16 protein-coding genes and 1 riboswitch are annotated in these 20,138 nt (G+C 62.9%); of the genes, 12 read left to right on the forward strand and 4 right to left on the reverse strand.

The window, feature by feature from the left end:
* Positions 1 to 2 precede the first annotated feature (2 nt).
* Both PRJ_RS03970 and PRJ_RS03975 read left to right on the forward strand, forming a co-directional pair.
* Entirely contained in the window at positions 3 to 623 is a 621-nt protein-coding gene (locus PRJ_RS03970; protein ID WP_064490774.1) for an SOS response-associated peptidase, read from the forward strand.
* Between the two features lie 228 nt (positions 624 to 851).
* On the forward strand, positions 852 to 1,670 hold the full coding sequence (locus tag PRJ_RS03975) for a M48 family metallopeptidase (RefSeq protein WP_104960781.1): 819 nt from the start codon (positions 852 to 854) through the stop codon (positions 1,668 to 1,670).
* 43 nt (positions 1,671 to 1,713) lie between these two features.
* Here the strand turns inward: PRJ_RS03975 and PRJ_RS03980 are convergent, their stop codons facing one another.
* From PRJ_RS03980 to PRJ_RS03990, 3 genes are all read right to left on the reverse strand, one after another.
* Positions 1,714 to 2,298 (reverse strand): TMEM165/GDT1 family protein, encoded by a 585-nt coding sequence (locus PRJ_RS03980; RefSeq protein ID WP_003247342.1) that lies wholly within the window; start codon positions 2,296 to 2,298, stop codon positions 1,714 to 1,716.
* 88 nt (positions 2,299 to 2,386) lie between these two features.
* A riboswitch (yybP-ykoY riboswitch) is annotated at positions 2,387 to 2,526 on the reverse strand.
* Between the two features lie 40 nt (positions 2,527 to 2,566).
* Entirely contained in the window at positions 2,567 to 3,565 is a 999-nt protein-coding gene (locus tag PRJ_RS03985; protein WP_010952002.1) for a class I SAM-dependent methyltransferase, read from the reverse strand.
* A 54-nt stretch (positions 3,566 to 3,619) separates the two neighbouring features.
* On the reverse strand, positions 3,620 to 4,585 hold the full coding sequence (locus PRJ_RS03990; RefSeq protein ID WP_104960782.1) for a 2-hydroxyacid dehydrogenase: 966 nt from the start codon (positions 4,583 to 4,585) through the stop codon (positions 3,620 to 3,622).
* Positions 4,586 to 4,878: 293 nt separating this feature from the next.
* Between PRJ_RS03990 and PRJ_RS04000 the strand changes: the two genes are divergently transcribed.
* From PRJ_RS04000 to PRJ_RS04055, 10 genes are all read left to right on the forward strand, one after another.
* Positions 4,879 to 6,561: a fatty acid--CoA ligase gene (locus PRJ_RS04000; protein WP_010952004.1), complete on the forward strand. Its 1,683-nt coding sequence runs from the start codon at positions 4,879 to 4,881 to the stop codon at positions 6,559 to 6,561.
* Positions 6,562 to 6,892: 331 nt separating this feature from the next.
* Positions 6,893 to 8,779: a DUF1302 domain-containing protein gene (locus PRJ_RS04010; RefSeq protein WP_064490772.1), complete on the forward strand. Its 1,887-nt coding sequence runs from the start codon at positions 6,893 to 6,895 to the stop codon at positions 8,777 to 8,779.
* A 25-nt stretch (positions 8,780 to 8,804) separates the two neighbouring features.
* Positions 8,805 to 10,169: a DUF1329 domain-containing protein gene (locus PRJ_RS04015; protein ID WP_010952007.1), complete on the forward strand. Its 1,365-nt coding sequence runs from the start codon at positions 8,805 to 8,807 to the stop codon at positions 10,167 to 10,169.
* A gap of 327 nt (positions 10,170 to 10,496) precedes the next feature.
* A complete protein-coding gene (locus tag PRJ_RS04025; protein WP_104960783.1) occupies positions 10,497 to 13,214 on the forward strand; it encodes a LuxR C-terminal-related transcriptional regulator in 2,718 nt (905 codons plus the stop codon).
* Between the two features lie 159 nt (positions 13,215 to 13,373).
* Positions 13,374 to 14,981, forward strand: a complete 1,608-nt coding sequence (locus tag PRJ_RS04030) for a tetratricopeptide repeat-containing response regulator (RefSeq protein WP_003247330.1) — start codon at positions 13,374 to 13,376, stop codon at positions 14,979 to 14,981.
* Positions 14,978 to 15,670, forward strand: a complete 693-nt coding sequence (locus PRJ_RS04035; RefSeq protein ID WP_104960784.1) for a sensor histidine kinase KdpD — start codon at positions 14,978 to 14,980, stop codon at positions 15,668 to 15,670. The genes PRJ_RS04030 and PRJ_RS04035 overlap by 4 nt, the downstream gene beginning before the upstream one ends.
* A 169-nt stretch (positions 15,671 to 15,839) precedes the next feature.
* Complete coding sequence (locus tag PRJ_RS04040; protein WP_019436943.1) at positions 15,840 to 16,118, forward strand: AbrB/MazE/SpoVT family DNA-binding domain-containing protein; 279 nt, start codon at positions 15,840 to 15,842, stop codon at positions 16,116 to 16,118.
* The gene (locus PRJ_RS04045; RefSeq protein ID WP_104960785.1) at positions 16,115 to 16,462 is read left to right on the forward strand and encodes a type II toxin-antitoxin system ChpB family toxin; all 348 of its coding nucleotides are present in this window, start codon (positions 16,115 to 16,117) and stop codon (positions 16,460 to 16,462) included. Before PRJ_RS04040 ends, PRJ_RS04045 begins: the two co-directional genes overlap by 4 nt.
* 18 nt (positions 16,463 to 16,480) lie before the next feature.
* The gene (locus tag PRJ_RS04050) at positions 16,481 to 17,125 is read left to right on the forward strand and encodes an MBL fold metallo-hydrolase (RefSeq protein ID WP_104960786.1); all 645 of its coding nucleotides are present in this window, start codon (positions 16,481 to 16,483) and stop codon (positions 17,123 to 17,125) included.
* A gap of 109 nt (positions 17,126 to 17,234) precedes the next feature.
* Positions 17,235 to 17,954, forward strand: coding sequence for an OmpA family protein (locus PRJ_RS04055; protein ID WP_003247328.1), 720 nt, complete (start codon positions 17,235 to 17,237; stop codon positions 17,952 to 17,954).
* Between the two features lie 79 nt (positions 17,955 to 18,033).
* Here the strand turns inward: PRJ_RS04055 and pta are convergent, their stop codons facing one another.
* The gene (gene pta, locus PRJ_RS04060) at positions 18,034 to 20,121 is read right to left on the reverse strand and encodes a phosphate acetyltransferase (RefSeq protein ID WP_010952014.1); all 2,088 of its coding nucleotides are present in this window, start codon (positions 20,119 to 20,121) and stop codon (positions 18,034 to 18,036) included.
* Positions 20,122 to 20,138 lie beyond the last annotated feature (17 nt).

Below are 20,138 nucleotides of genomic sequence, written 5' to 3' on the forward strand. Positions count from 1 at the left end.
CCATGTGTGGACGTTATGCCCTGTTTCGCTGGCCCCAGGCCCTTGCCAGTCTGCCGGGCTTTCCCGTCGGCCAGCCGGCCCAATGGAATATATCGCCTGGGGCGTCGGTGCTGATCCAGCGTCAGCTTGACGGCCAGCAGCAACTGGCCAAGGCGCGCTGGGGGTTGACCCCGGCCTGGCTCACCGACCTGTCCCGCACCCCTGCCCATGCCCGCGCCGAAACGCTGGCCGAACAACCGATGTTTCGCGATGCATTTCGTCAGCGTCGCTGCCTGATGCCGGCCAACGGCTTTTACGAATGGCGTGGCAGCGTGCGCAAACGCCCGTACTGGTTGACCCCGGGGGAGGGCGCGTCGCTGTACTTTGCGGCGGTGTGGGAGGCCTATCCGGTGCAGGACCAGGTATGGCTGAGTTGCGCGGTGGTGACCCAGGCGGCCATGAATCAGCGTCGGCCGCTCATCCTCGACGAAGCGGGGCAGGCGGCCTGGCTTGACCCGGACACGCCGATTACCCGCTTGCACGAGCTGCTGGCCAGCCCGCCGGCGACGCTACGTGAGCGGGCCTTGGCCAATTTCGTCAATGACCCGAAGCTGGATGCGCCGGAGTGTCTTACCCCGGCTTGATGGGGGGGCTGTGCCGGCCCTTTCGCGGGCAAGCCCGCTCCTACAATGATCGTGTTACCCCTGCTGTAGGAGCGGGCAAGCCTGCTCGTACCCACGGTCGTGTTACCCCTGTAGGAGCGGGCTTGCCCGCGAAGAGGCCGGTTCAGGCGACGAAAATCTTCCCTGCGGCTATGGCAGCCACTGGCGACTCGGCCTAGGATACGGCGCATGTGGATAGGGAGTGTTTTCATGCGTAAGTCTTTTGTCGTCAGCCTGCTGAGCGCTGGCATTCTGTTGGCCGGCTGCCAGGCGGTGAATACCACCAGCGGCGGTGCTGTTGGCGTCGAGCGCCAGCAGTACATGTTCAGCATGCTCTCGACCGATGAGGTCAACCAGATGTACGCGCAGTCGTATCAGCAGACCCTGGGTGAAGCATCGAGCAAGGGTGTGCTCGACAAGTCCAGCGCCGATGCCAAGCGTGTGCAGACCATTGCCAACCGCCTGATCGCCCAGGCGCCCAAATTCCGCCCGGATGCCGCGCAGTGGGACTGGCAAGTCAACGTGATCAAGAGTGACGAGCTGAACGCCAACTGCGGCCCGGGCGGCAAGATCATCGTCTACACCGGGCTGATCGATCAGCTCAAACTCACCGATGCGGAAATTGCCGCAGTGGTGGGGCACGAGATTGCCCACGCCTTGCGCGAGCATAGCCGCGAGGCCATGTCCAAGGCATACGGTGTGGAAATGGCTCGCCAGGGTGCCGGTGCCATCTTCGGCCTCGGCCAGAGCAGCATGGCCATGGCCGACACGGTGGTGAACTACGCCATGACCTTGCCCAACAGCCGGGCCAACGAAAACGAGGCCGACCTGATTGGCCTGGAGCTGTCGGCCCGTGCCGGCTACGACCCGAATGCCGCGATCACCCTGTGGAACAAGATGAGCAAGGCTTCCGAAGGTGCACCGCCTGAGTTCATGAGTACTCACCCGGCGTCCGCGAGCCGCATTGCTTCGCTGCAGGCGGCGATTCCGAAGGTGATGCCGCTGTATCAGGCTGCAGCCAAGCCGTAAATGCCTGAATCCAGGGGCTGCATGGCAGCCCCTGATGTGCCCTTTACCCAATCCAGCCACTGGCCTTCATTGCCGAATAGACGGCCACGATCGCCAGCACGAAGAACGCCGTTGCCGCCAGGCGGCGAATCAGCGTCAACGGCAGTTTGTCTGCCGCGAAGTTACCCGCCAGTACCACCGGAACGTTGGCAATCAGCATACCCAGGGTTGTACCGATAATGACCATGATCAGGTGCGGATACTGCGCCGCCAGCATCACGGTGGCGACCTGGGTCTTGTCACCGATTTCGGCCAGGAAGAACGCAATCAGCGTCGTCAGGAACGGCCCGAAACGGCGAGCTGGGTTCTCGTCGTCATCCATCTTGTCCGGTACCAGCGTCCACAGTGCGGTGGCGGTAAAGCTCGCAGCCAGGATCCAGTGCAGGGCCGAATCGCTGAAGAAGCTGCCGACCCACGCCCCCACGGCACCGGCTGCGGCATGGTTGGCCAGGGTGGCGGCGATGATGCCGGCGATGATCGGCCAGGGTTTGCGGAAGCGGGCAGCGAGAATGAGTGCGAGCAGTTGCGTCTTGTCGCCGATCTCGGCCAGGGCAACGATAGCGGTGGGGACCAGCAGTGATTCCAGCATCAGGATTCCTACGGGGGCGGGTCGACACGGCTATGACACGTACAGCCTCCCCGCCCCGGGTAAGGTGTGCGTGTCATAGGTCTTGTCAAACCCTCGATCCGTCTATGCGGATCTCGCCATGCAGGCGTGCATGGTGGGTCGCACGCGCCATGGTCTGTGGACCAAGTATGTTGACGCGTACCGGGCGAGCTGGGTGCTCGCGGGAGACTACTCCCCTAGGACGGTGCGGATTCTGCCTAGGCAAAACGTTTTCGGCAAGCGCTGTTTTTTATCCGCGAGTTGCCTGGTAGATGCGGAAACCGTCGGCCTCATCACGTACCTGGCAGTTGCCCAACGCCCCTTCGATCAGTGGCTGGTAGCGCAGGAAACTGTTGGCGACCAAGCGCATTTCGCCACCTTTTCGCAGATGAACGGCCGATTTTTTCAGCAAGTTTTCCGAAGCCTGATAGTTGGTATGAACGCCGGTGTGGAATGGCGGGTTGCTCAGGATAAGGCTCAGTTCGGTAGGGGCGGCGTCGATGCCATCGCCGCTGATCACTTCGCCTTCCAGGCCGTTGGCAGCCAGCGTCAGGCGGCTGGCGGCCACGGCGAAGGCATCCACGTCCAGCAAGGTCACCCGGCTTTGTGGGTAACGGCGTTTGAGCGTGGCCCCCAGTACCCCGGCACCGCAGCCAAAGTCCAGCATGTGGCCACCGGGCAGTCCGTCAAGATGCTTCAGGAGCAGGGCGGTACCTCGGTCGAGTCGGCCATGGCTGAATACTCCAGGCAGGCTGACCACCTGCAGCGGGCCGTCTTCCAGGGCCAGCTCGAAGCGCTCGGCCAGGCTTTCCAGCGGTTTTGCCTGCGGCGCCTGGTCGATGGTCACTTGCCACAGCTGGCAGTGCCGGGCGCTGTCGAGCTTGCGTGGCTTGCCAAAGGCCTGCAGCTGCTTGGCCGCGCCCTCGATGCCGCCGCGCTTCTCGCCGACCAGATACAGCTCGCGGCCAGCCAGGCGCGATGCCAGGGCGTTGAGCAGATAGGCGGCCAGCTCGCGGGATTTGGGCAGGAACAGCACGGCGCTGTCGAATGCTGCTTCAGGTGCCTCGACGCCGTAATGGCTGCGGCCTGCGAAGCGGCTTTCGAGCATGGCCTGATCGCCGGCATGCCAAGTCCAGGCCTGGGCCTGAGGCAACTGGCCGAGCAGGTCGTCGGCGGGGGCGCCGGCGATCAGCAGCGGCCCCTGAAACAGCTCTGCCTGGCGGAGCAACACTTCACTGCGCGGGTCCATGGACGACGTCTCCTGGAAAAAAGTGGCGCAGTGTAGCAGAGGCGGGCGCCTGGCTCAGCTGACCACGCGGCGTGGCTGCCCGGCGAAGAAGGCCTGGGCGTTCTCGCTGAGCTGGCCGACGATGCGCTGGCGCGATTCCACGGCACCCCAGGCGCTGTGCGGGGTGATGATCAGGCGCGGGATGCCGGGCTCCAGCAGCGGGTTGCCGTTGACCGGCGGCTCCACGCTCAGCACGTCGGTGGCCGCGCCGCCCAGGTGACCACCGCGCAGGGCATCGGCCAACGCCTGTTCGTCGATCAGGCCGCCACGGGCGGTGTTGACCACCAGCGCGTTGGGCTTGAGCAGGGCCAGTTCGCGGGCACCGAGCATATGCCGGGTGTGCTCGTTCAGCGGGCAGTGCAGGGTCAGGGCATCGACTTGCGGCAGCAACTCGTCCAGCGGCAGCCGGTCGGCGCGCTCCGGACGGCCAGGGATCTGCCCGCTCAGTACACGCATACCGAAGGCTTCGGCCAGCCTCGCCACTGCGCCGCCCAGTTCGCCGTGGCCGAGCAGGCCGAGGGTTTTGCCCTCCAGTTCGACGATAGGAAAGTCCAGCAGGCAGAACTGGCTGGCCTTGGCCCACTGGCCATCGGCCACCGCCTGGTTGTAGTCGAACAGCCGAGTGGCCAGGGCCAACAGCAGGGCCAGGGTATGCTGGGCGACAGACGGCGTGCCGTAGCCCTGGCAGTTGCACACGGTGATGCCCTGGGCGCGGGCGGCAGCCAGGTCGACATTGTTGGTGCCGGTGGCGGCCACCAGGATCAGCTTCAGTTGCGGGTTGGCGGCCAGGGTTGCGGCGTCGAGCATGACCTTGTTGCTGACCACTGCCACGGCGCCCTGCAAGCGTTCCGCGACCTGTTCCGGGCGGGTGGCGGCGAACAGTTCGAACTGGTCGAACTGCTGCTTCAGGGGCGAAAGGTCGAGGTCGCCAAGGTCCAGGGACTGGTGATCGAGAAACACGGCGCGACGCGGGCTGGGCATGAAGATCTCCGGTGGCAGGGAGGGATAAGGGCGTTGTGGCCATTTGCGGGCATGCCCGCGCCCACAAGGTCACCACAACCCTTGCAGGAGCGGGCTTGCCGGCGAAGAGGCCCTCGGCTTCGGCGCAAACCTGAAGCCGCCGCCGCAGTGTCTAGCTCAACCTTGCTGCCCGTCAACGCCCGCCACTCATACCTCTGCCGCGCAAATCATTCCTTCGGCTGATTTGGCCGTCACATTGGCGAACTACAGTAAACCCAGACTTGTCCGGCCCGCTTTTCAGAAAAGGGATCCCCATGTTGCAGACACGCATCATCAAGCCCGCCGAGGGCGCCTATGCCTATCCATTGCTGATCAAGCGCCTGCTGATGTCCGGCAGCCGCTATGAGAAGACCCGCGAAATCGTCTACCGCGACCAGATGCGGCTGACGTATCCACAGCTCAACGAGCGCATTGCCCGCCTGGCCAATGTGCTGACCGAGGCCGGGGTCAAGGCCGGTGACACCGTGGCGGTGATGGACTGGGACAGCCATCGCTACCTGGAATGCATGTTCGCCATCCCGATGATCGGCGCTGTGGTGCACACCATCAATGTGCGCCTGTCGCCCGAACAGATCCTCTACACCATGAACCATGCCGAAGACCGCGTGGTGCTGGTCAACAGCGACTTCGTCGGCCTGTACCAGGCCATCGCCGGGCAGCTGACCACTGTCGACAAGACCCTGCTGCTGACCGATGGCCCGGACAAGACTGCCGAACTGCCCGGTCTGGTCGGCGAGTATGAGCAGCTGCTGGCTGCTGCCAGCCCGCGCTACGACTTCCCGGATTTCGACGAGAACTCGGTGGCCACTACCTTCTACACCACTGGCACCACCGGTAACCCCAAGGGCGTGTATTTCAGTCACCGCCAGCTGGTGCTGCACACCCTGGCCGAGGCCTCGGTCACCGGCAGTATCGACAGCGTGCGCCTGCTGGGCAGCAACGACGTTTACATGCCCATCACCCCGATGTTTCACGTGCATGCCTGGGGCATCCCCTACGCTGCCACCATGCTCGGCATGAAGCAGGTGTACCCGGGGCGCTACGAGCCGGACATGCTGGTCAAGCTTTGGCGTGAAGAGAAGGTCACCTTCTCCCACTGCGTGCCGACCATCCTGCAGATGCTGCTCAACTGCCCGAATGCCCAGGGGCAGGACTTCGGCGGCTGGAAGATCATCATCGGCGGCAGCTCGCTCAACCGTTCGCTGTACCAGGCCGCCCTGGCGCGCGGCATCCAGCTGACCGCCGCGTATGGCATGTCGGAAACCTGCCCGCTGATCTCCGCGGCACACCTGAACGATGAACTGCAGGCCGGCAGCGAGGATGAGCGCGTCACTTACCGTATCAAGGCCGGTGTGCCGGTGCCGTTGGTCGAAGCGGCCATCGTCGACGGCGAAGGCAACTTCCTGCCCGCCGATGGTGAAACCCAGGGCGAGCTGGTACTGCGTGCGCCGTGGCTGACCATGGGCTACTTCAAGGAACCGGAGAAGAGCGAGGAGCTGTGGCAGGGCGGCTGGCTGCACACCGGTGACGTCGCCACCCTCGACGGCATGGGCTACATCGACATCCGCGACCGCATCAAGGATGTGATCAAGACCGGTGGCGAGTGGGTTTCCTCGCTCGACCTGGAAGACCTGATCAGTCGCCACCCGGCCGTGCGCGAAGTGGCGGTGGTGGGGGTGGCCGACCCGCAGTGGGGTGAGCGCCCGTTTGCCCTGCTGGTGGCACGTGACGGCCACGATATCGACGCCAAGGCGCTGAAGGAACACCTCAAGCCATTCGTCGAGCAAGGTCATATCAACAAGTGGGCGATTCCAAGCCAGATCGCCCTTGTTACTGAAATTCCCAAGACCAGTGTCGGCAAGCTCGACAAGAAACGCATTCGCCAGGACATCGTCCAGTGGCAGGCCAGCAACAGCGCGTTCCTTTCCACGTTGTAACCCTTGTGCGGGTCGCGCACGTCAGAGCGTGACCCGCATGCTAGAGAGCCCGCCGCCTTGCCAAACGACAGAAATGCGCCATCCTTGAGCACTACCAGCCCGCAACCGGAGCAAAACTGCAGCGAGTTGGTGGCATGGAGCGCAAATCACACTTTAGAGGGATCAAGCGCCTGTGCCTGCTGGCTATAGTCGGGGCCAGGGGATTTTCAGGAATGGGGGAGGGCGACATGCGCAAGCTGTGTCGCCGCAGGTGCAAGCCTGCAATCCGGTCGCTCGGGCCGTTCTTGAAAGGACTCACTGCCATAACAAAAAAGTACATGGAGTAGCGTCGATGAAATCTGCAAACCTGTTCTGGCGCCGGGCCAAGCTGCCCTTGGCCGTCAGCCTTGCTTCCACGCTCGCAAGTCCTGCTTTCGCTGTCAGTTTCAACATTGGTGAAATCGAAGGCCAGTTCGACTCGTCGCTCTCCATCGGCGCCAGCTGGTCGACGGCCAACCCCAACAAGAACCTGATAGGGGTGAACAACGGCGGCAAGGGCCTGTCACAGACATCCGACGATGGCCACCTGAACTTCAAGAAGGGCGAAACCTTCTCCAAGATCTTCAAGGGCATTCATGACCTGGAGCTCAAGTACGGCGACACCGGTGTGTTCGTGCGCGGCAAGTACTGGTACGACTTCGAACTGAAGGACGAAAACCGCGAGTTCAAGGACATCAGCGACTCCAACCGCAAGGAAGGCGCCAAGTCGTCCGGGGCCGAGCTGCTCGACGCCTTTGTCTACCACAACTACTCCATCGGCGATCAGCCTGGCTCGGTGCGTTTTGGCAAGCAGGTAGTGAGCTGGGGCGAAAGTACCTTCATCGGCGGCGGCATCAACTCGATCAACCCCATCGACGTGTCGGCGTTCCGCCGTCCCGGGGCCGAGATCAAGGAAGGCCTGATTCCGGTCAACATGTTCTACATCTCGCAGAGCCTGACCGACAACCTGTCGGCCGAGGCCTTCTACCAGCTCGAATGGGACCAGACGGTCGTCGACAACTGCGGCACCTTCTTCTCCCAGCCGGACATCATTGCCGACGGCTGTACCGACAACTTGCGCGTGCTCAATAGCAGCCGCACGGTGCCGGGCGCTGCGCAGCAGTTCCTCGCCACGCGGGGCGTGGACATCAACGAAGAGGGTGTGATGGTGCGCCGTGGTGCCGACCGCGATGCGCGTGACAGCGGCCAGTTCGGTGTGGCCATGCGCTATATGTTCGAGCCGTTGGACACGGAGTTCGGCGCCTACTTCATGAATTACCATAGCCGTGCACCCATCTTCAGTGCCACAGGGGCCCCGCCGTCCGTGTTCGCCGGGCTGAGCGCCCTGCCTGCGCAGCTGCGCGCATTGGCGCCTCTGATCGTGGCGGGTAATTCCGAGTACTTTGTGGAATACCCCGAGGACATCCGCCTTTATGGCTTGAGTTTCTCCACCACGTTACCCACTGGCACCGCCTGGAGCGGCGAAGTCAGCTACCGCCCCAATGCGCCAGTGCAGCTCAATACCACGGATATCCTGTTCGCCGGTGTCCGTCCCATTGGCGGGGCGTTGAGCAACGCATCGTTGCTGACCGGTACGCCGGGGCAAGACCTGCATGGGTATCGCCGTAAGGAGATCACCCAGTTCCAGACCACCCTGACCCATTTCTTCGACCAGGTGATGGGTGCCAGCCGGATGACTGTAGTCGGTGAAGTGGGTGTTACCCATGTCGGCGGCCTGGAGAATGCCCACGATACCCGCTACGGTCGCGACCCGGTGTTCGGCCCAGGTCCGTTGCCATCCACCGGTGGCGCCGATACCTGCCAGGCGCTCAATGGCAGCACCATCGCCGGCGCCGGTGCGGGGGCGTCCACCGCCAACCTGAACCGCAAATGCGAGAACGACGGCTACACCACCAGCACTTCCTGGGGTTACCGCGGCCGTGTCATCTGGGACTACAACGACGTATTCGCGGGTATCAACCTGAAGCCGAGCGTGGCCTGGTCGCATGACGTGTCCGGTTATTCGCCTGGCCCTGGCGCCAACTTCGAGGAAGGCCGCAAGGCTGTCAGCCTGGGCCTGGACGCCGAGTACCAGAACACCTATACGGCGAGCCTGTCGTACACCAACTTCTTCGACGGCAAGTACAGCACCGTGGATGACCGCGACTTCGTCGCCCTCAGCTTCGGCGTGAACTTCTAAGCATACAGATCCAGGACGACACGACATGAACAAGACCAGAAGTCTGCTGCAAGCCGGTGTGCTGGGCCTGTCCCTGCTGGCGACCAGCGTCATGGCTGCGGTATCCGCCGACGAGGCGGCCAAGCTGGGCAGCACCCTGACCCCGATGGGTGCCGAGAAGGCCGGCAACGCCGACGGCTCCATCGGCCCGTGGGAGCCGCTGTCGAAGACTGCAGGCAGCGTCGACGGCAAGGGCTTCCTGTCCGACCCGTACGGCAGTGAAAAACCGCTGTTCACCATCACGGCGCAGAATGCCGACCAGTACAAGGACAAACTCTCGCCCGGCCAGTTGGCCATGTTCAAACGCTATCCGAACACCTACAAGATCCCGGTGTTCAAAACCCATCGCGGAGCAACCGTCCCGGCCGATGTGTTCGCTGCCATCAAGGAAAACGCCACCAAAACCACCCTGGTGGAAGGCGGCAACGGCCTGAGCAACTTCCGCACGGCGGTGCCGTTCCCGATCCCGAAAAGCGGCCTTGAGGTGATCTGGAACCACATCACCCGCTACCGCGGCGGCAGTGTCAGCCGCCTGGTGACCCAGGCCACGCCGCAGCAGAATGGCTCGTTCAACCCCGTGTACTTCTCCGACCAGTTCGTCTTCCGCGACAAGATGAAGGACTACGACCCGAACAACCCAGGCAACATCCTGTTCTACTTCAAGCAGGAAGTTACTGCGCCTGCGCGCCTGGCCGGGACTGTGCTGCTGGTGCACGAAACCCTCGACCAGGTGAAGGAGCCGCGCAAGGCGTGGATCTACAACGCCGGCCAACGCCGTGTGCGCCAGGCACCGCAAGTGTCGTATGACGGCCCGGGTACCGCCGCCGACGGCCTGCGTACGTCGGACAACCTGGACATGTTCAACGGTGCACCGGACCGTTATGACTGGAAGCTGGAAGGCAAGAAGGAGCTGTACATCGCATCGAACGCCTTCAAACTTGATGATCCTAAGCTCAAGTATGCCGACATCATCAAGGCCGGGCACATCAATCAGGACCTGGCCCGTTACGAGCTGCGCCGCGTCTGGCACGTAGTTGCAACCCTCAAGCCAGGCCAGCGGCACATCTACGCCAAGCGTGATTTCTACATCGACGAGGACACCTGGCAGGCTGCAGTGATCGACCAGTACGACGGCCGTGGCCAACTGTGGCGCGTGTCCGAGGCCCATGCTCAGCCTTATTACAACGTGGAAGTGCCTTGGTACACCCTGGAAGCCATCTACGACCTGCAGTCCGGTCGTTACCTGGCCCTTGGGATGAAGAACGAAGAGAAACGTGCCTACGACTTCGGCTTCAGTGCCAGCAAGGCCGATTTCCAGCCCGCAGCGCTGCGTCAGTCGGGTATTCGCTAAGCTGAAATCACTGAACACCGTGTGATCCCCAGAACGCCCCGGCTCGCCGGGGCGTTTCTATTTCCTGAACCGGCCTCTTCGCGGGTGAACCCGTTCCTACAGGTTCCGCGGTAGGAGCGGGTTCACCCGCGAAGAGGCCGGGCAAGGCAATAAACCTCCTGAATACCTCTCCAAACCCCCGCCCCAGCCCCTGTCCATCAGCCATGTTGCTTTTTGTCGCAGTCTTTTCTGCGCCTATTGCGCCTATCATCTTCAAATGCGCAGCGTTAACGGCTAGTCTCGCAAACATCCATACCGCCGTTGTCTTCCAACCAGAACGAGCCGGCCATGACAGATCTGTCCCGTACCCATGGATTCGCAAGTCAGGCCCTTGGCCTGCGGGACGGGCGTTTCTTCCGGCCGCCGCTGCCGGACGGCCATGTACCGCGCCTGCGTTTGTGCCAGCGGCTGGAGGCCGGTTTGGGCGGGCGGCTGCTGCTGGTCAATGCGCCGGCGGGTTTCGGCAAAAGCTCCCTGGCCATCGAGTTTTGCGAAACACTGCCCGAGCACTGGCGCAGCCTGTGGCTTGGCCTGAGCCAGCGGGACGCTGACCCTGGCCGCTTCCTTGAGCGCTTGCTTGAAGGCCTGCAGCAATACTGCCCAGCACTGGGCGGCCAGGCCATGGGCCTGCTGAAAATGCGCCAGCGCCACCAGCCGTTTGCCTTTGAAGAGTGGCTTGACGGCCTGCTCGACGAGCTGGCGCTGTACCTGCAGGCTGATACGCCGCTGCTGCTGGTGCTGGACGACTATCACCTGGCCCAGGGGCCGGTGCTCGACCGTTGCCTGCAGTTCTTCCTCAATCACCTGCCCCCCGGCCTGGTGTTGCTGGTGACCAGCCGCCAGCGGCCAGACTGGCACCTGGCGCGCCTGCGCCTGTCCCGGCAGTTGGTCGAGCTTAACGAACAGGACCTGCGCCTCACCGCGGATGAGTCGCTGGCGGTGCTCGGTCGCCAGCCTACCGGCCTGCGCGGCCAGGCACTGGACAACCTGATCCAGCGCAGCGACGGCTGGGTGGCCGGGTTGCGGTTCTGGCAGTTGGCGGCCAGCGACAGCGCCGACGAGCAAGCCTTGCCCCAGGCGCTGCATGGTGGCGAGGGCCTGATCCGCGACTACCTGCTTGAAGAAGTCATCGACAGGCTACCTGCGGACGTGCAGGCCTTCTTGGACGAAACTGCCTGCCAGGAGCGTTTCTGCGCTCCGCTTTGCGATGCGATGCGTGGCCGCCACGACAGCGCCGCCGTCCTGAGCTTCCTGCAGGCGCATCAGGTGTTCCTTGTGCCGCTGGACGAGCATGGGCACTGGTTCCGCTATCACCATTTGTTCTCCGACCTGCTGCGTAGCCGACAGGCGAGCGAATCGCAGGTCGCTTTGCATTTGCGGGCCTGCCGCTGGTTTGAAGCTCAGGACCTGCTGGACGAGGCGGTGGAGCAGGCTTTGCGTGCCGGCCACCTCGATGTTGCCGCCGACCTGGTGCAAAGTCTGTCCGAGGAGCAACTGCTGGCCGAGCAGAATGTCGGCATGTTGCTGCGCTGGAAGATGGACCTGCCCGACAGTCTGTTGGTCAGCACGCCGCGGCTGATCGTGCTGTACAGCTGGGCGTTGGGGCTGGCTTGCCAGCTGGATGCTGCCGAGGAACTGGCCGGCTACCTCAGTCGCTTTCTGCCCGCGCCTTCGGCGACTGCGCAAAAGTCGATGCTGGCCCAATGGCTGGCACTCAGTGGGGTCATTGCCCGTGGCCGTGGCGACCGCGAGCGCACCCTGGCCTATTGCGGCGAAGCGCTGCAGAGCCTGCCGAGCAAGCGCTATGGCCAGCGGCTGGTGTGTTTGTCGACGCTGTCCAACCTGGCCATTGCCGATGGTGACTTCTGGCGGGCCCGAGGCTGGAACCGCGAGGCCCTGGAGCTGGCCCAGCGGGTCGGTAACCCCTTGTTCGAGGCGCTGGCGCATTACGATCGGGCGCGGGTGCTGCATGCCCGTGGCGAGGTGCTACGTGCGCTGGACGAAGTGCGCCAAGGGCTGCAACGTCTGCAAGGGCTTTCGGCGCAGCGGCTGTATGCCGTGCGTGCGCGGCTGACGCTTTATGAAGGTTACCTGCTGGTCTCGCGTCTGCAGCCGGCGCAGGGCCGCGCGCGTTTGCGCGCGGGGCTGGGCGAGGCGCGAGCGTGCCGGGACATCAGTGTGCTCATCGGTCATTGCGTGATTGCCACGCTCGATGGCCGGGAAGGTCACTTTGCCGAGGCCTTTGCCGAACTGGCCGAGGCCGAGCGCTTGATGCACATCTGGGATGTGCCCCCGGTCTACTACCTGGCCATGATTACCCTGGTCAAATGCGAACTGTGGCTGGCCCAGGGGCGTACTGACCTGGCGGAGTCCTGGCTGCAGCGCCTGGGCCAGACCTATGGCGGCGAGCAGCCGGCGGCGGCACCGGAGTTCCATCCGCTGCTGCCGTTGCACATTGCGTTGCAGCAGGCAGCGCTCGATCGCATCCAGTTGCGTAGCGACGATGCCGTGCAACGCCTGGCATGCCTGGTAAAGCGCGGCCAGGACAGTGGCGGCATGATGCTCGCCGTCAGCGCCCTGAGCCAATGGCTTTCCCTGCTGTTGGACGAAGGCAAGGAAGGGCAGGCCGCGCAGTTGCTGCCAAGCTTGCTGGAAGCGGCGCATGGCGGTGTGATGCAGCCGATGCAGCCACTGCTGGAAAAACACCCGCAATGGCTTCATGAACAACTGCAGGCAGGTGCCGCTTGCCCGGTTCAGGCGGAACTGCTCAAGCACCTGCCGCCAGTGCCAATCGCCAGTACGGGCAACGGCGAAGCGCTGAGTGGCCGCGAAATGGCTGTGCTCGAACTGATTGCCCAAGGTTGCTCCAATCAGCAGATCAGCGAACGGCTGTTCATTTCCCTGCACACGGTGAAGACCCACGCCAGCCACATCAACAGCAAGTTGGGCGTGGAGCGGCGCACCCAGGCGGTGGCCAAGGCCAAATCCCTGGGGTTGCTGGCGTGATACTGGCCCTGTAGGTCATTGCTCGTTAAAGTGATGGCCTGACGCCATATTATCTGGCCGACAATGCTCTACCCTCATCTTTCCCGACCAGCTGCCGATACAGCTATCGGTGGCATCGCCTCGCGCGATTTTTCAATCATTCCAAGGCAGGTCGTGTTGATGCTGCAGTACGGGCAAAAGAGCTTTCTGATCGTCGACGACTTTACCGACTTTCGTACGTCGACCCGTTCCATGTTGCGCGAGTTGGGCGTGCGCGACGTGGACACCGCTGACAGCGGCGAGCAGGCGCTGCGCATGTGCGCGCAGAAGCGCTATGACTTCATCCTGCAGGACTTCCATCTGGGTGATGGCAAGAAGAACGGGCAGCAGGTGCTTGAAGACCTGATCATCGACAAGCACATCAGCCATGAGTGCGTGTTCATCATGGTCACTGCCGAGAGCAGTCAGGCGATTGTTCTCAGCGCCATCGAGCACGAGCCCGATGCCTACCTGACCAAACCGTTCAACCGGGTTGGCCTGGCCCAGCGTGTCGAGAAACTGTTCCAGCGCAAGACGTTGCTGAAGCCGATCCTGCAGGCGCTGGACCGCAACCGTCCGGCCGAAGTACTGGCGGCCTGCGCCGAGCTGTGCAAGAAGGATCCGCGCCTGGCACCCTTGTGCTTGCGCTACCGGGCCGATGCCCTGCGCAACCTCAACCGTTTCGAGGAACTGGAAAAATTCCTCAAGGCCATCCTGGCCAGCCGTCCGCAGCCGTGGGTATATGCTGCATTGGGCGCACTGATGCACAAGCGTGGTCAGAATGCTCAGGCCCAGGGTGTATACGAGCAGGCGCTCAAGGCGTTCCCGATCATGCCAGGCCTTTACGATGGCATGGCCGAGGTGCTGGTGGCGCAGGGTGATACCCGGCGCGCGCAGAACTTGCTTGAAGAAGCCGTGCGCCTGTCGCCTTTGTCGGTGCGTCGGCAGTCGACGCTGGGCAAGCTGGCGCTGGAGAACGAAGACTTCGAGAGCGCATCGAAGGCGTTCCGCCATGCGGTGAACCAGGGGCAGAGTTCGCGGTACAAGGATGCCGAAAACAACCTTGGCCTGGTGCAGGCGCTGATGAGCAAGAATGCAGGCTTCGGCCTGGACGCCCGCACCCGGGTCGAGATCAACACCACGCTCAGCGAAGTGGCCAAAGAAAACCCCGAGGACCAAGGCCTGCAGGTACGTGCGCGGATGATGAAGGCTGCCAGCCTGCAGCAGGCCGGCGACCCGGAAACGGCCGGCAAGCTGACAGAACAGGCGATTCAGCGCCTGGACAAGATGAACCAGTTCTTCTCTGTCGATTCGGCCCTGACTGTCGCTGCGCAACTGCAGGCGATGGGGCAGGAAGCCGCCGCCATCGGCGTGCTGAAGAACTGCGTGGAAAGTTATGGCGATGACCCCAAGGTCATGGAGAAAGTGGGCAAGCTGACGGATGACCCCAGTGTGCTCAACGCCATTACCGAAGCGGTCACCCTCAATCGGCAGGGTGTGCGCAGTTACCAGGGAGGGCAGCTTGGCGAGGCGTTGCAACTGTTCCGAAAGGCATTGGGTTTACAGCCGAAGAACATCAGCATCGCCCTCAACACCGCCCAGGCGCTGCTGCGCATCGGCGGTGACAACCCACAGCCTGCGATCATGCAGGAGTGCCGCGACGCCTTGACCAGCGTGGCCGGTATCCCTGCCAGCGACAATCGCTATGACCGTTACCGCAAACTGCACATCCGAGTGTTCGGCGCATGAATCAAGACAATCAGGGGCTGGATTTTTCCACGGTGATCGCCTCCACCGTGCACGACCTCAAAAGTTCGTTGTCGGCGCTGATCCAGTCCCACAGCCAGTGGGTGGAACGCTTGCCCGAGGAACTGCGCGGCGGTGCTGAACAGGGGATCATGGAGCATGAGTTTCGTCACCTCAACGGCATGCTGGTGCAGTTGCTGGGCTTGTACAAACTGGGTGTGAACCAGTTGCCGGTATGCCCGGATTACCATGAGCTGGATGATTTCATCGAAGCCCAGCTGGCGGCGCACGAGGAAGTACTCAAGCACAACGACATTCTCGCCACCTGGCGTATCGACACCGACAACCCGCTGGGTTTCTTCGACCGCGAACTGGTGGCCTCGGTGATCTCCAACGTTATCACCAACGCCACCCGCTTTGCCGGGCACGCCTTGCTGATCACCATCGAAGAGGCCGATAACCAGTTGGCCATTTGCGTCAATGATGACGGCCCGGGTTATCCAAAGCACATGCTCGAGCGCCAGGAGGATTACATCCAGGGCATCGACTCGACCAGCGGCAGTACCGGCCTTGGGCTGTATTTTGCGGCGCGGATCGCCGCGTTGCATGAAAGCGGCGGGGTGCGCGGGCGGATCGAGATCTCCAACGGCGGGGCGCTTGGGGGTGGGTTGTTCAGGTTGTTTTTACCTTGAGGTCCGGCTGAATCTACGTTTGAAATTTTTGCAGTTGGAGAGTGGCTTCCCAAGGTGATGTAGGGCATTTCCTTCTTGAGATTGCAGGGCTTTTGTCCGGTCAGGGCAGATGACAGTGTAGATACGACGTTTCTACATTTCGCTTGCAATCATTGGGAGGGTTTCTACTATGTATCTACCTTGGGAGATACTCATGCAGATCAAGATTCAACAGTGGGGCAACAGCGCCGCGATCCGCTTGCCCGCCGCAGTACTCAAGCAGATGCGCCTCGGTGTCGGCTCCACCCTGAGCCTTGACACAACGGGTGAGACGATGGTGCTCAAACCCGTCAGGTCGAAACCCAAGTACACCCTTGAGGAACTGATGGCCCAGTGTGACCTGAGTGCACCGGAGCCAGAGGACATGGCCGACTGGAATGCCATGCGCCCAGTGGGGCGTGAAGTGTGAAACGGTTGAAATTCGCCAGGGGTGATATTGTTCGCGTCAACCTGGACCCAACAGTCGGCCGGGAACAGCAGGGCTCCGGCCGACCTGCACTGGTAATTACTCCGGCTGCGTTCAATGCTTCCGGCCTGGCTGTAATCATCCCGATCACTCAAGGTGGGGATTTCGCGAGGCATGCGGGTTTCGCTGTCACGCTCAGCGGTACGGGCACGCAGACTCAGGGGGTGGTGCTTTGCAACCAGGTGCGCACCGTCGACCTTGAAGCACGATTTGCCAAGCGCATAGAGTCGGTGCCTGAAGTTGTCATCCTGGATGCACTGGCGCGTGTGCAAACCCTATTCGATTAACCGGTTCCCGTATTCACAATGTATATCCCATCGTCAGCTCTCATCCGCGAAACCTTCCCCGTCGGCCCCTTGCAGTGCAACTGCACGCTGATCGGCGACCCCCTGACCAAGAAAGCCATTGTCGTGGACCCGGGTGGTGATGTGGACAAGATCCTTGCTCGCCTGCAGGTCCACGGCCTGACGCTGGTGAGCATCATCCACACCCATGCGCACTTCGACCACTTCCTCGCCTCAGGCAAGCTCAAGGAGCTGACGGGTGCCACGCTGCACCTGCACAAGGACGACCAGATGCTGTGGGACAACCTTGAGATGCAGTGCCAGATGTTCGGCGTACCCTACACGCCGGTACCGGCACCGGACCGCTGGCTGGGCGATGACGAAGAACTGGCCTGCGGCTGCGGTGTGGCGTTGCATACGCCAGGCCATACCCCGGGCTCGATGAGCTTCTGGTTCGCCGACGCCAAGTTGTTGATTGCCGGTGACACACTGTTCCGCCGGGGTATTGGCCGCACCGATTTATGGGGTGGCGACCAGCGGGCAATCGTGCGTTCCATCAAGGAGCGGCTGTACCGGTTGGACGAAGAGGCCGTCGTGGTGACCGGCCACGGGCCCGACACCCGTCTGGGCGACGAGATGCGTGAAAACCCATTCGTGCGTGCCTGATGGCACATGAAGGCACTTTCATGGAATTTTTCGTTGCCGATGCGTTCCAAGGCTGGCATAGAACCCCTTGGGATCTGCCGCATTTATGAATTTCAGTAGGAGCTTGTCCATGTTCACCATGCGTCGTCTGATTATCGTCGCAACCGCCGCTGCACTGATGACCGGCTGCGCCGGCCAGAACCCTTACGACAACCAGGGTCAGGCGCAGGGCTCCACAGGGATGAGCAAGACTGCCAAGTACGGCGGTCTGGGCGCGCTGGCCGGTGCCATCGCGGGTGCCGCCATCGACCACAACAACCGTGGCAAGGGGGCCCTGATCGGTGCCGCAGCAGTGGGTGCTGCCGCTGCAGGTTACGGCTACTACGCCGACAAGCAGGAAGCCGAACTGCGCGCACAGATGGCCAACACGGGTGTGGAAGTGCAGCGTCAGGGTGACCAGATCAAGCTGATCATGCCGGGCAACATCACCTTCGCCACCGACTCGGCCAACATCGCCCCAAGCTTCTACTCGCCACTGAACAACCTGGCTGGCTCGTTCAAGCAGTTCAACCAGAACACCATCGAAGTGGTCGGCTTCACCGACAGCACGGGCAGCCGCCAGCACAACATGGACCTGTCCCAGCGCCGTGCGCAGGCGGTCAGCACCTACCTGACTTCGCAGGGTGTGGATGCCTCGCGTATCTCTGTACGTGGCATGGGCCCGGACCAGCCGATCGCCAGCAACGCTGACGCCAATGGTCGTGCGCAGAACCGCCGTGTGGAAGTGAACCTGAAGCCGATTCCGGGTCAGCAGTATGAGCAGCAAGGTCAGGTTCAGCAGTATCCCTGATTGACCTTCCGGGCCGCTTTGCGGCTCTGTGGGGGCGGGCAGACCCGCTCCCACAAGGCTTGCAAAGAAGCCTCTGCTTTTAGCGCGCCACGCTGGCCTGAATCGCCGTCAGGGCAATGGTATGCACGATATCGTCAACCTGCGCCCCTCGCGGCAAGTCATTCACCGGCTTGCGCAAACCCTGCAGCATCGGCCCCAGGCTGACCCCGTCGGCACTGCGCTGTACCGCCTTGTGCGTGGTATTGCCGGTATTCAGGTCGGGGAACACGAACACCGTGGCGCGCCCGGCCACCGGGCTAGCCGGCGCCAGCTCTCGGGCGATCGCCGGGTTGGCCGCTGCGTCATACTGCAACGGCCCATCGATCAGTAGCTCCTGCGCCGCGTCCTGTGCCAGGCGTGTCGCTTCGCGCACTTTCTCCACTTCTTCATCGCTGGCCGAATCGCTTGAATAACTGATCATCGCCACCCGTGGCGCGATGCCGAAGGCCTGCGCCGAGGCGGCACTCTGTTGGGCAATCTCCGCCAGCTCGGCAGCGCTTGGGTGCGGGTTCATCACGCAGTCGCCGTACACCAGCACCTGCTCGGGGAACAGCATGAAGAACACCGACGAGACCAGGCTCGAGCCGGGTGCGGTCTTGATCAGCTGCAGGGCCGGGCGGATGGTGTTGGCCGTGGAGTGCACCAGGCCCGAGACCAGGCCGTCCACTTCGTCCAGGGCCAGCATCATGGTGCCGATCACCACGGGGTCTTCCAGTTGCTGCTCGGCCATCGGTGCGTTGAGGTTCTTGCTTTTGCGCAGCTCGACCATGGGTTCCACGTAGCGCCCGCGAATCAGTTCGGGGTCGAGAATCTCCAGCCCCGGCGGCAACGTGATGCCCTGGGCGCGGGCCACGGCGTCGACGTCTTCGGGTTTGGCCAGCAGCACGCAGCGGGCGATGCCGCGGGCCTGGCAGATGGCTGCAGCCTGCACCAGCAGTGGCTCGGCGCCTTCTGGCAGGACGATGCGCTTGTTGGCCTGCTGCGCACGCTGGATCAGCTGGTAGCGGAACACTGCCGGCGATAGGCGCAGTTCGCGTGGCGTGCCGCAGCGTTGGTGCAGCCAGGCCGCGTCGAGGTGGCTGGCGACGAAGTCGGTGATGAACTCGGCACGCTCGCGGTCGTCCACCGGGATTTCGCGGTTCAGCGAGTTGAGCTGGTTGGCGGTGTCGTACGAGCCGGTGCTGACCGAAAGGATCGGCAGGCCGGCCTGCAGGGCACCGCGGCACAGGCCAAGGATACGCACGTCAGGCTTGCTGTCGCTGGTCAGCAGCAAGCCGGCCAGGGGGACGCCATTGATCGCTGCCAGGCTGACAGCGAGGATGATGTCGTCGCGGTCGCCCGGGGTTACCACCAGGGTGCCCGAGGTCAGTAGCGGGACCGTGTTGGCCACCGTGCGTGCACAGATGATGATCTTGCTCATGCGCCGCTGCTCGTAATCGCCCGCATTGAGCACCTGGGCGCCGAGCAGCTCGGCCACATCGCGGGTCCGCGGGGCGTTCAGCTCGGGCTGGTAGGGGATGCAGCCAAGCAGGCGGAAGTCATTACCGCGCAGCAATGGCGAGTGCTCGCGCAGGCGGGTGGCGAAGTCCGCCATGCTCTCGTCGGTACGCACCTTGTTAAGGATCACCCCGAGCACTTTCGGGTCGCGTGGGCCGCCAAACAGTTGGGCCTGCAGTTCGACCCGCCCAGACAGCTCGCTGAGCACTTCGTTTTCCGGGGCCGATACAAGGATTACCTCGGCATCCAGGCTCTTGGCCAGGTGCAGGTTGACCCGCGCCGCGTAGCTGGCGTGGCGCGTGGGCACCATTCCCTCGACCACAACCACGTCATTGCCGACGCAGGCTTGCTGGTAGAGGCGGATGATTTCTTCAAGCAGCTCGTCCAGCTGGCCATCGCCGAGCATGCGCTCGACGTGGGCCAGGCTCAGTGGGACCGGTGGCTTGATGCCGTGGGTGCGGGCGACCAGTTCGGTGGAGCGCTCGGGGCCGGTGTCACCCGGGTGGGGCTGGGCGATAGGCTTGAAGAAGCCGACCTTCAGGCCGGCACGCTCCAAGGTGCGCACCAGGCCCAGGCTGATCGAAGTCAGGCCGACACCAAAGTCGGTCGGCGCAATGAAAAATGTCTGCATGCGTGCTTCTCGAAATA

Origin of the sequence: Pseudomonas sp. XWY-1 (assembly GCF_002953115.1) — a bacterium.
GTDB classification, from domain to species: Bacteria; Pseudomonadota; Gammaproteobacteria; order Pseudomonadales; family Pseudomonadaceae; genus Aquipseudomonas; species Aquipseudomonas alloputida.

Bases quoted from the DNA above. Each gene is read 5' to 3' on its own strand.
- PRJ_RS03970 (WP_064490774.1), top strand. From the start codon at position 3: ATGTGTGGACGTTATGCCCTGTTTCGCTGGCCCCAGGCCCTTGCCAGT.
- PRJ_RS03975 (WP_104960781.1), top strand. From the start codon at position 852: ATGCGTAAGTCTTTTGTCGTCAGCCTGCTGAGCGCTGGCATTCTGTTG.
- PRJ_RS03980 (WP_003247342.1), bottom strand. From the start codon at position 2,298: ATGCTGGAATCACTGCTGGTCCCCACCGCTATCGTTGCCCTGGCCGAG.
- PRJ_RS03985 (WP_010952002.1), bottom strand. From the start codon at position 3,565: ATGGACCCGCGCAGTGAAGTGTTGCTCCGCCAGGCAGAGCTGTTTCAG.
- PRJ_RS03990 (WP_104960782.1), bottom strand. From the start codon at position 4,585: ATGCCCAGCCCGCGTCGCGCCGTGTTTCTCGATCACCAGTCCCTGGAC.
- PRJ_RS04000 (WP_010952004.1), top strand. From the start codon at position 4,879: ATGTTGCAGACACGCATCATCAAGCCCGCCGAGGGCGCCTATGCCTAT.
- PRJ_RS04010 (WP_064490772.1), top strand. From the start codon at position 6,893: ATGAAATCTGCAAACCTGTTCTGGCGCCGGGCCAAGCTGCCCTTGGCC.
- PRJ_RS04015 (WP_010952007.1), top strand. From the start codon at position 8,805: ATGAACAAGACCAGAAGTCTGCTGCAAGCCGGTGTGCTGGGCCTGTCC.
- PRJ_RS04025 (WP_104960783.1), top strand. From the start codon at position 10,497: ATGACAGATCTGTCCCGTACCCATGGATTCGCAAGTCAGGCCCTTGGC.
- PRJ_RS04030 (WP_003247330.1), top strand. From the start codon at position 13,374: ATGCTGCAGTACGGGCAAAAGAGCTTTCTGATCGTCGACGACTTTACC.
- PRJ_RS04035 (WP_104960784.1), top strand. From the start codon at position 14,978: ATGAATCAAGACAATCAGGGGCTGGATTTTTCCACGGTGATCGCCTCC.
- PRJ_RS04040 (WP_019436943.1), top strand. From the start codon at position 15,840: ATGTATCTACCTTGGGAGATACTCATGCAGATCAAGATTCAACAGTGG.
- PRJ_RS04050 (WP_104960786.1), top strand. From the start codon at position 16,481: ATGTATATCCCATCGTCAGCTCTCATCCGCGAAACCTTCCCCGTCGGC.
- PRJ_RS04055 (WP_003247328.1), top strand. From the start codon at position 17,235: ATGTTCACCATGCGTCGTCTGATTATCGTCGCAACCGCCGCTGCACTG.
- pta (WP_010952014.1), bottom strand. From the start codon at position 20,121: ATGCAGACATTTTTCATTGCGCCGACCGACTTTGGTGTCGGCCTGACT.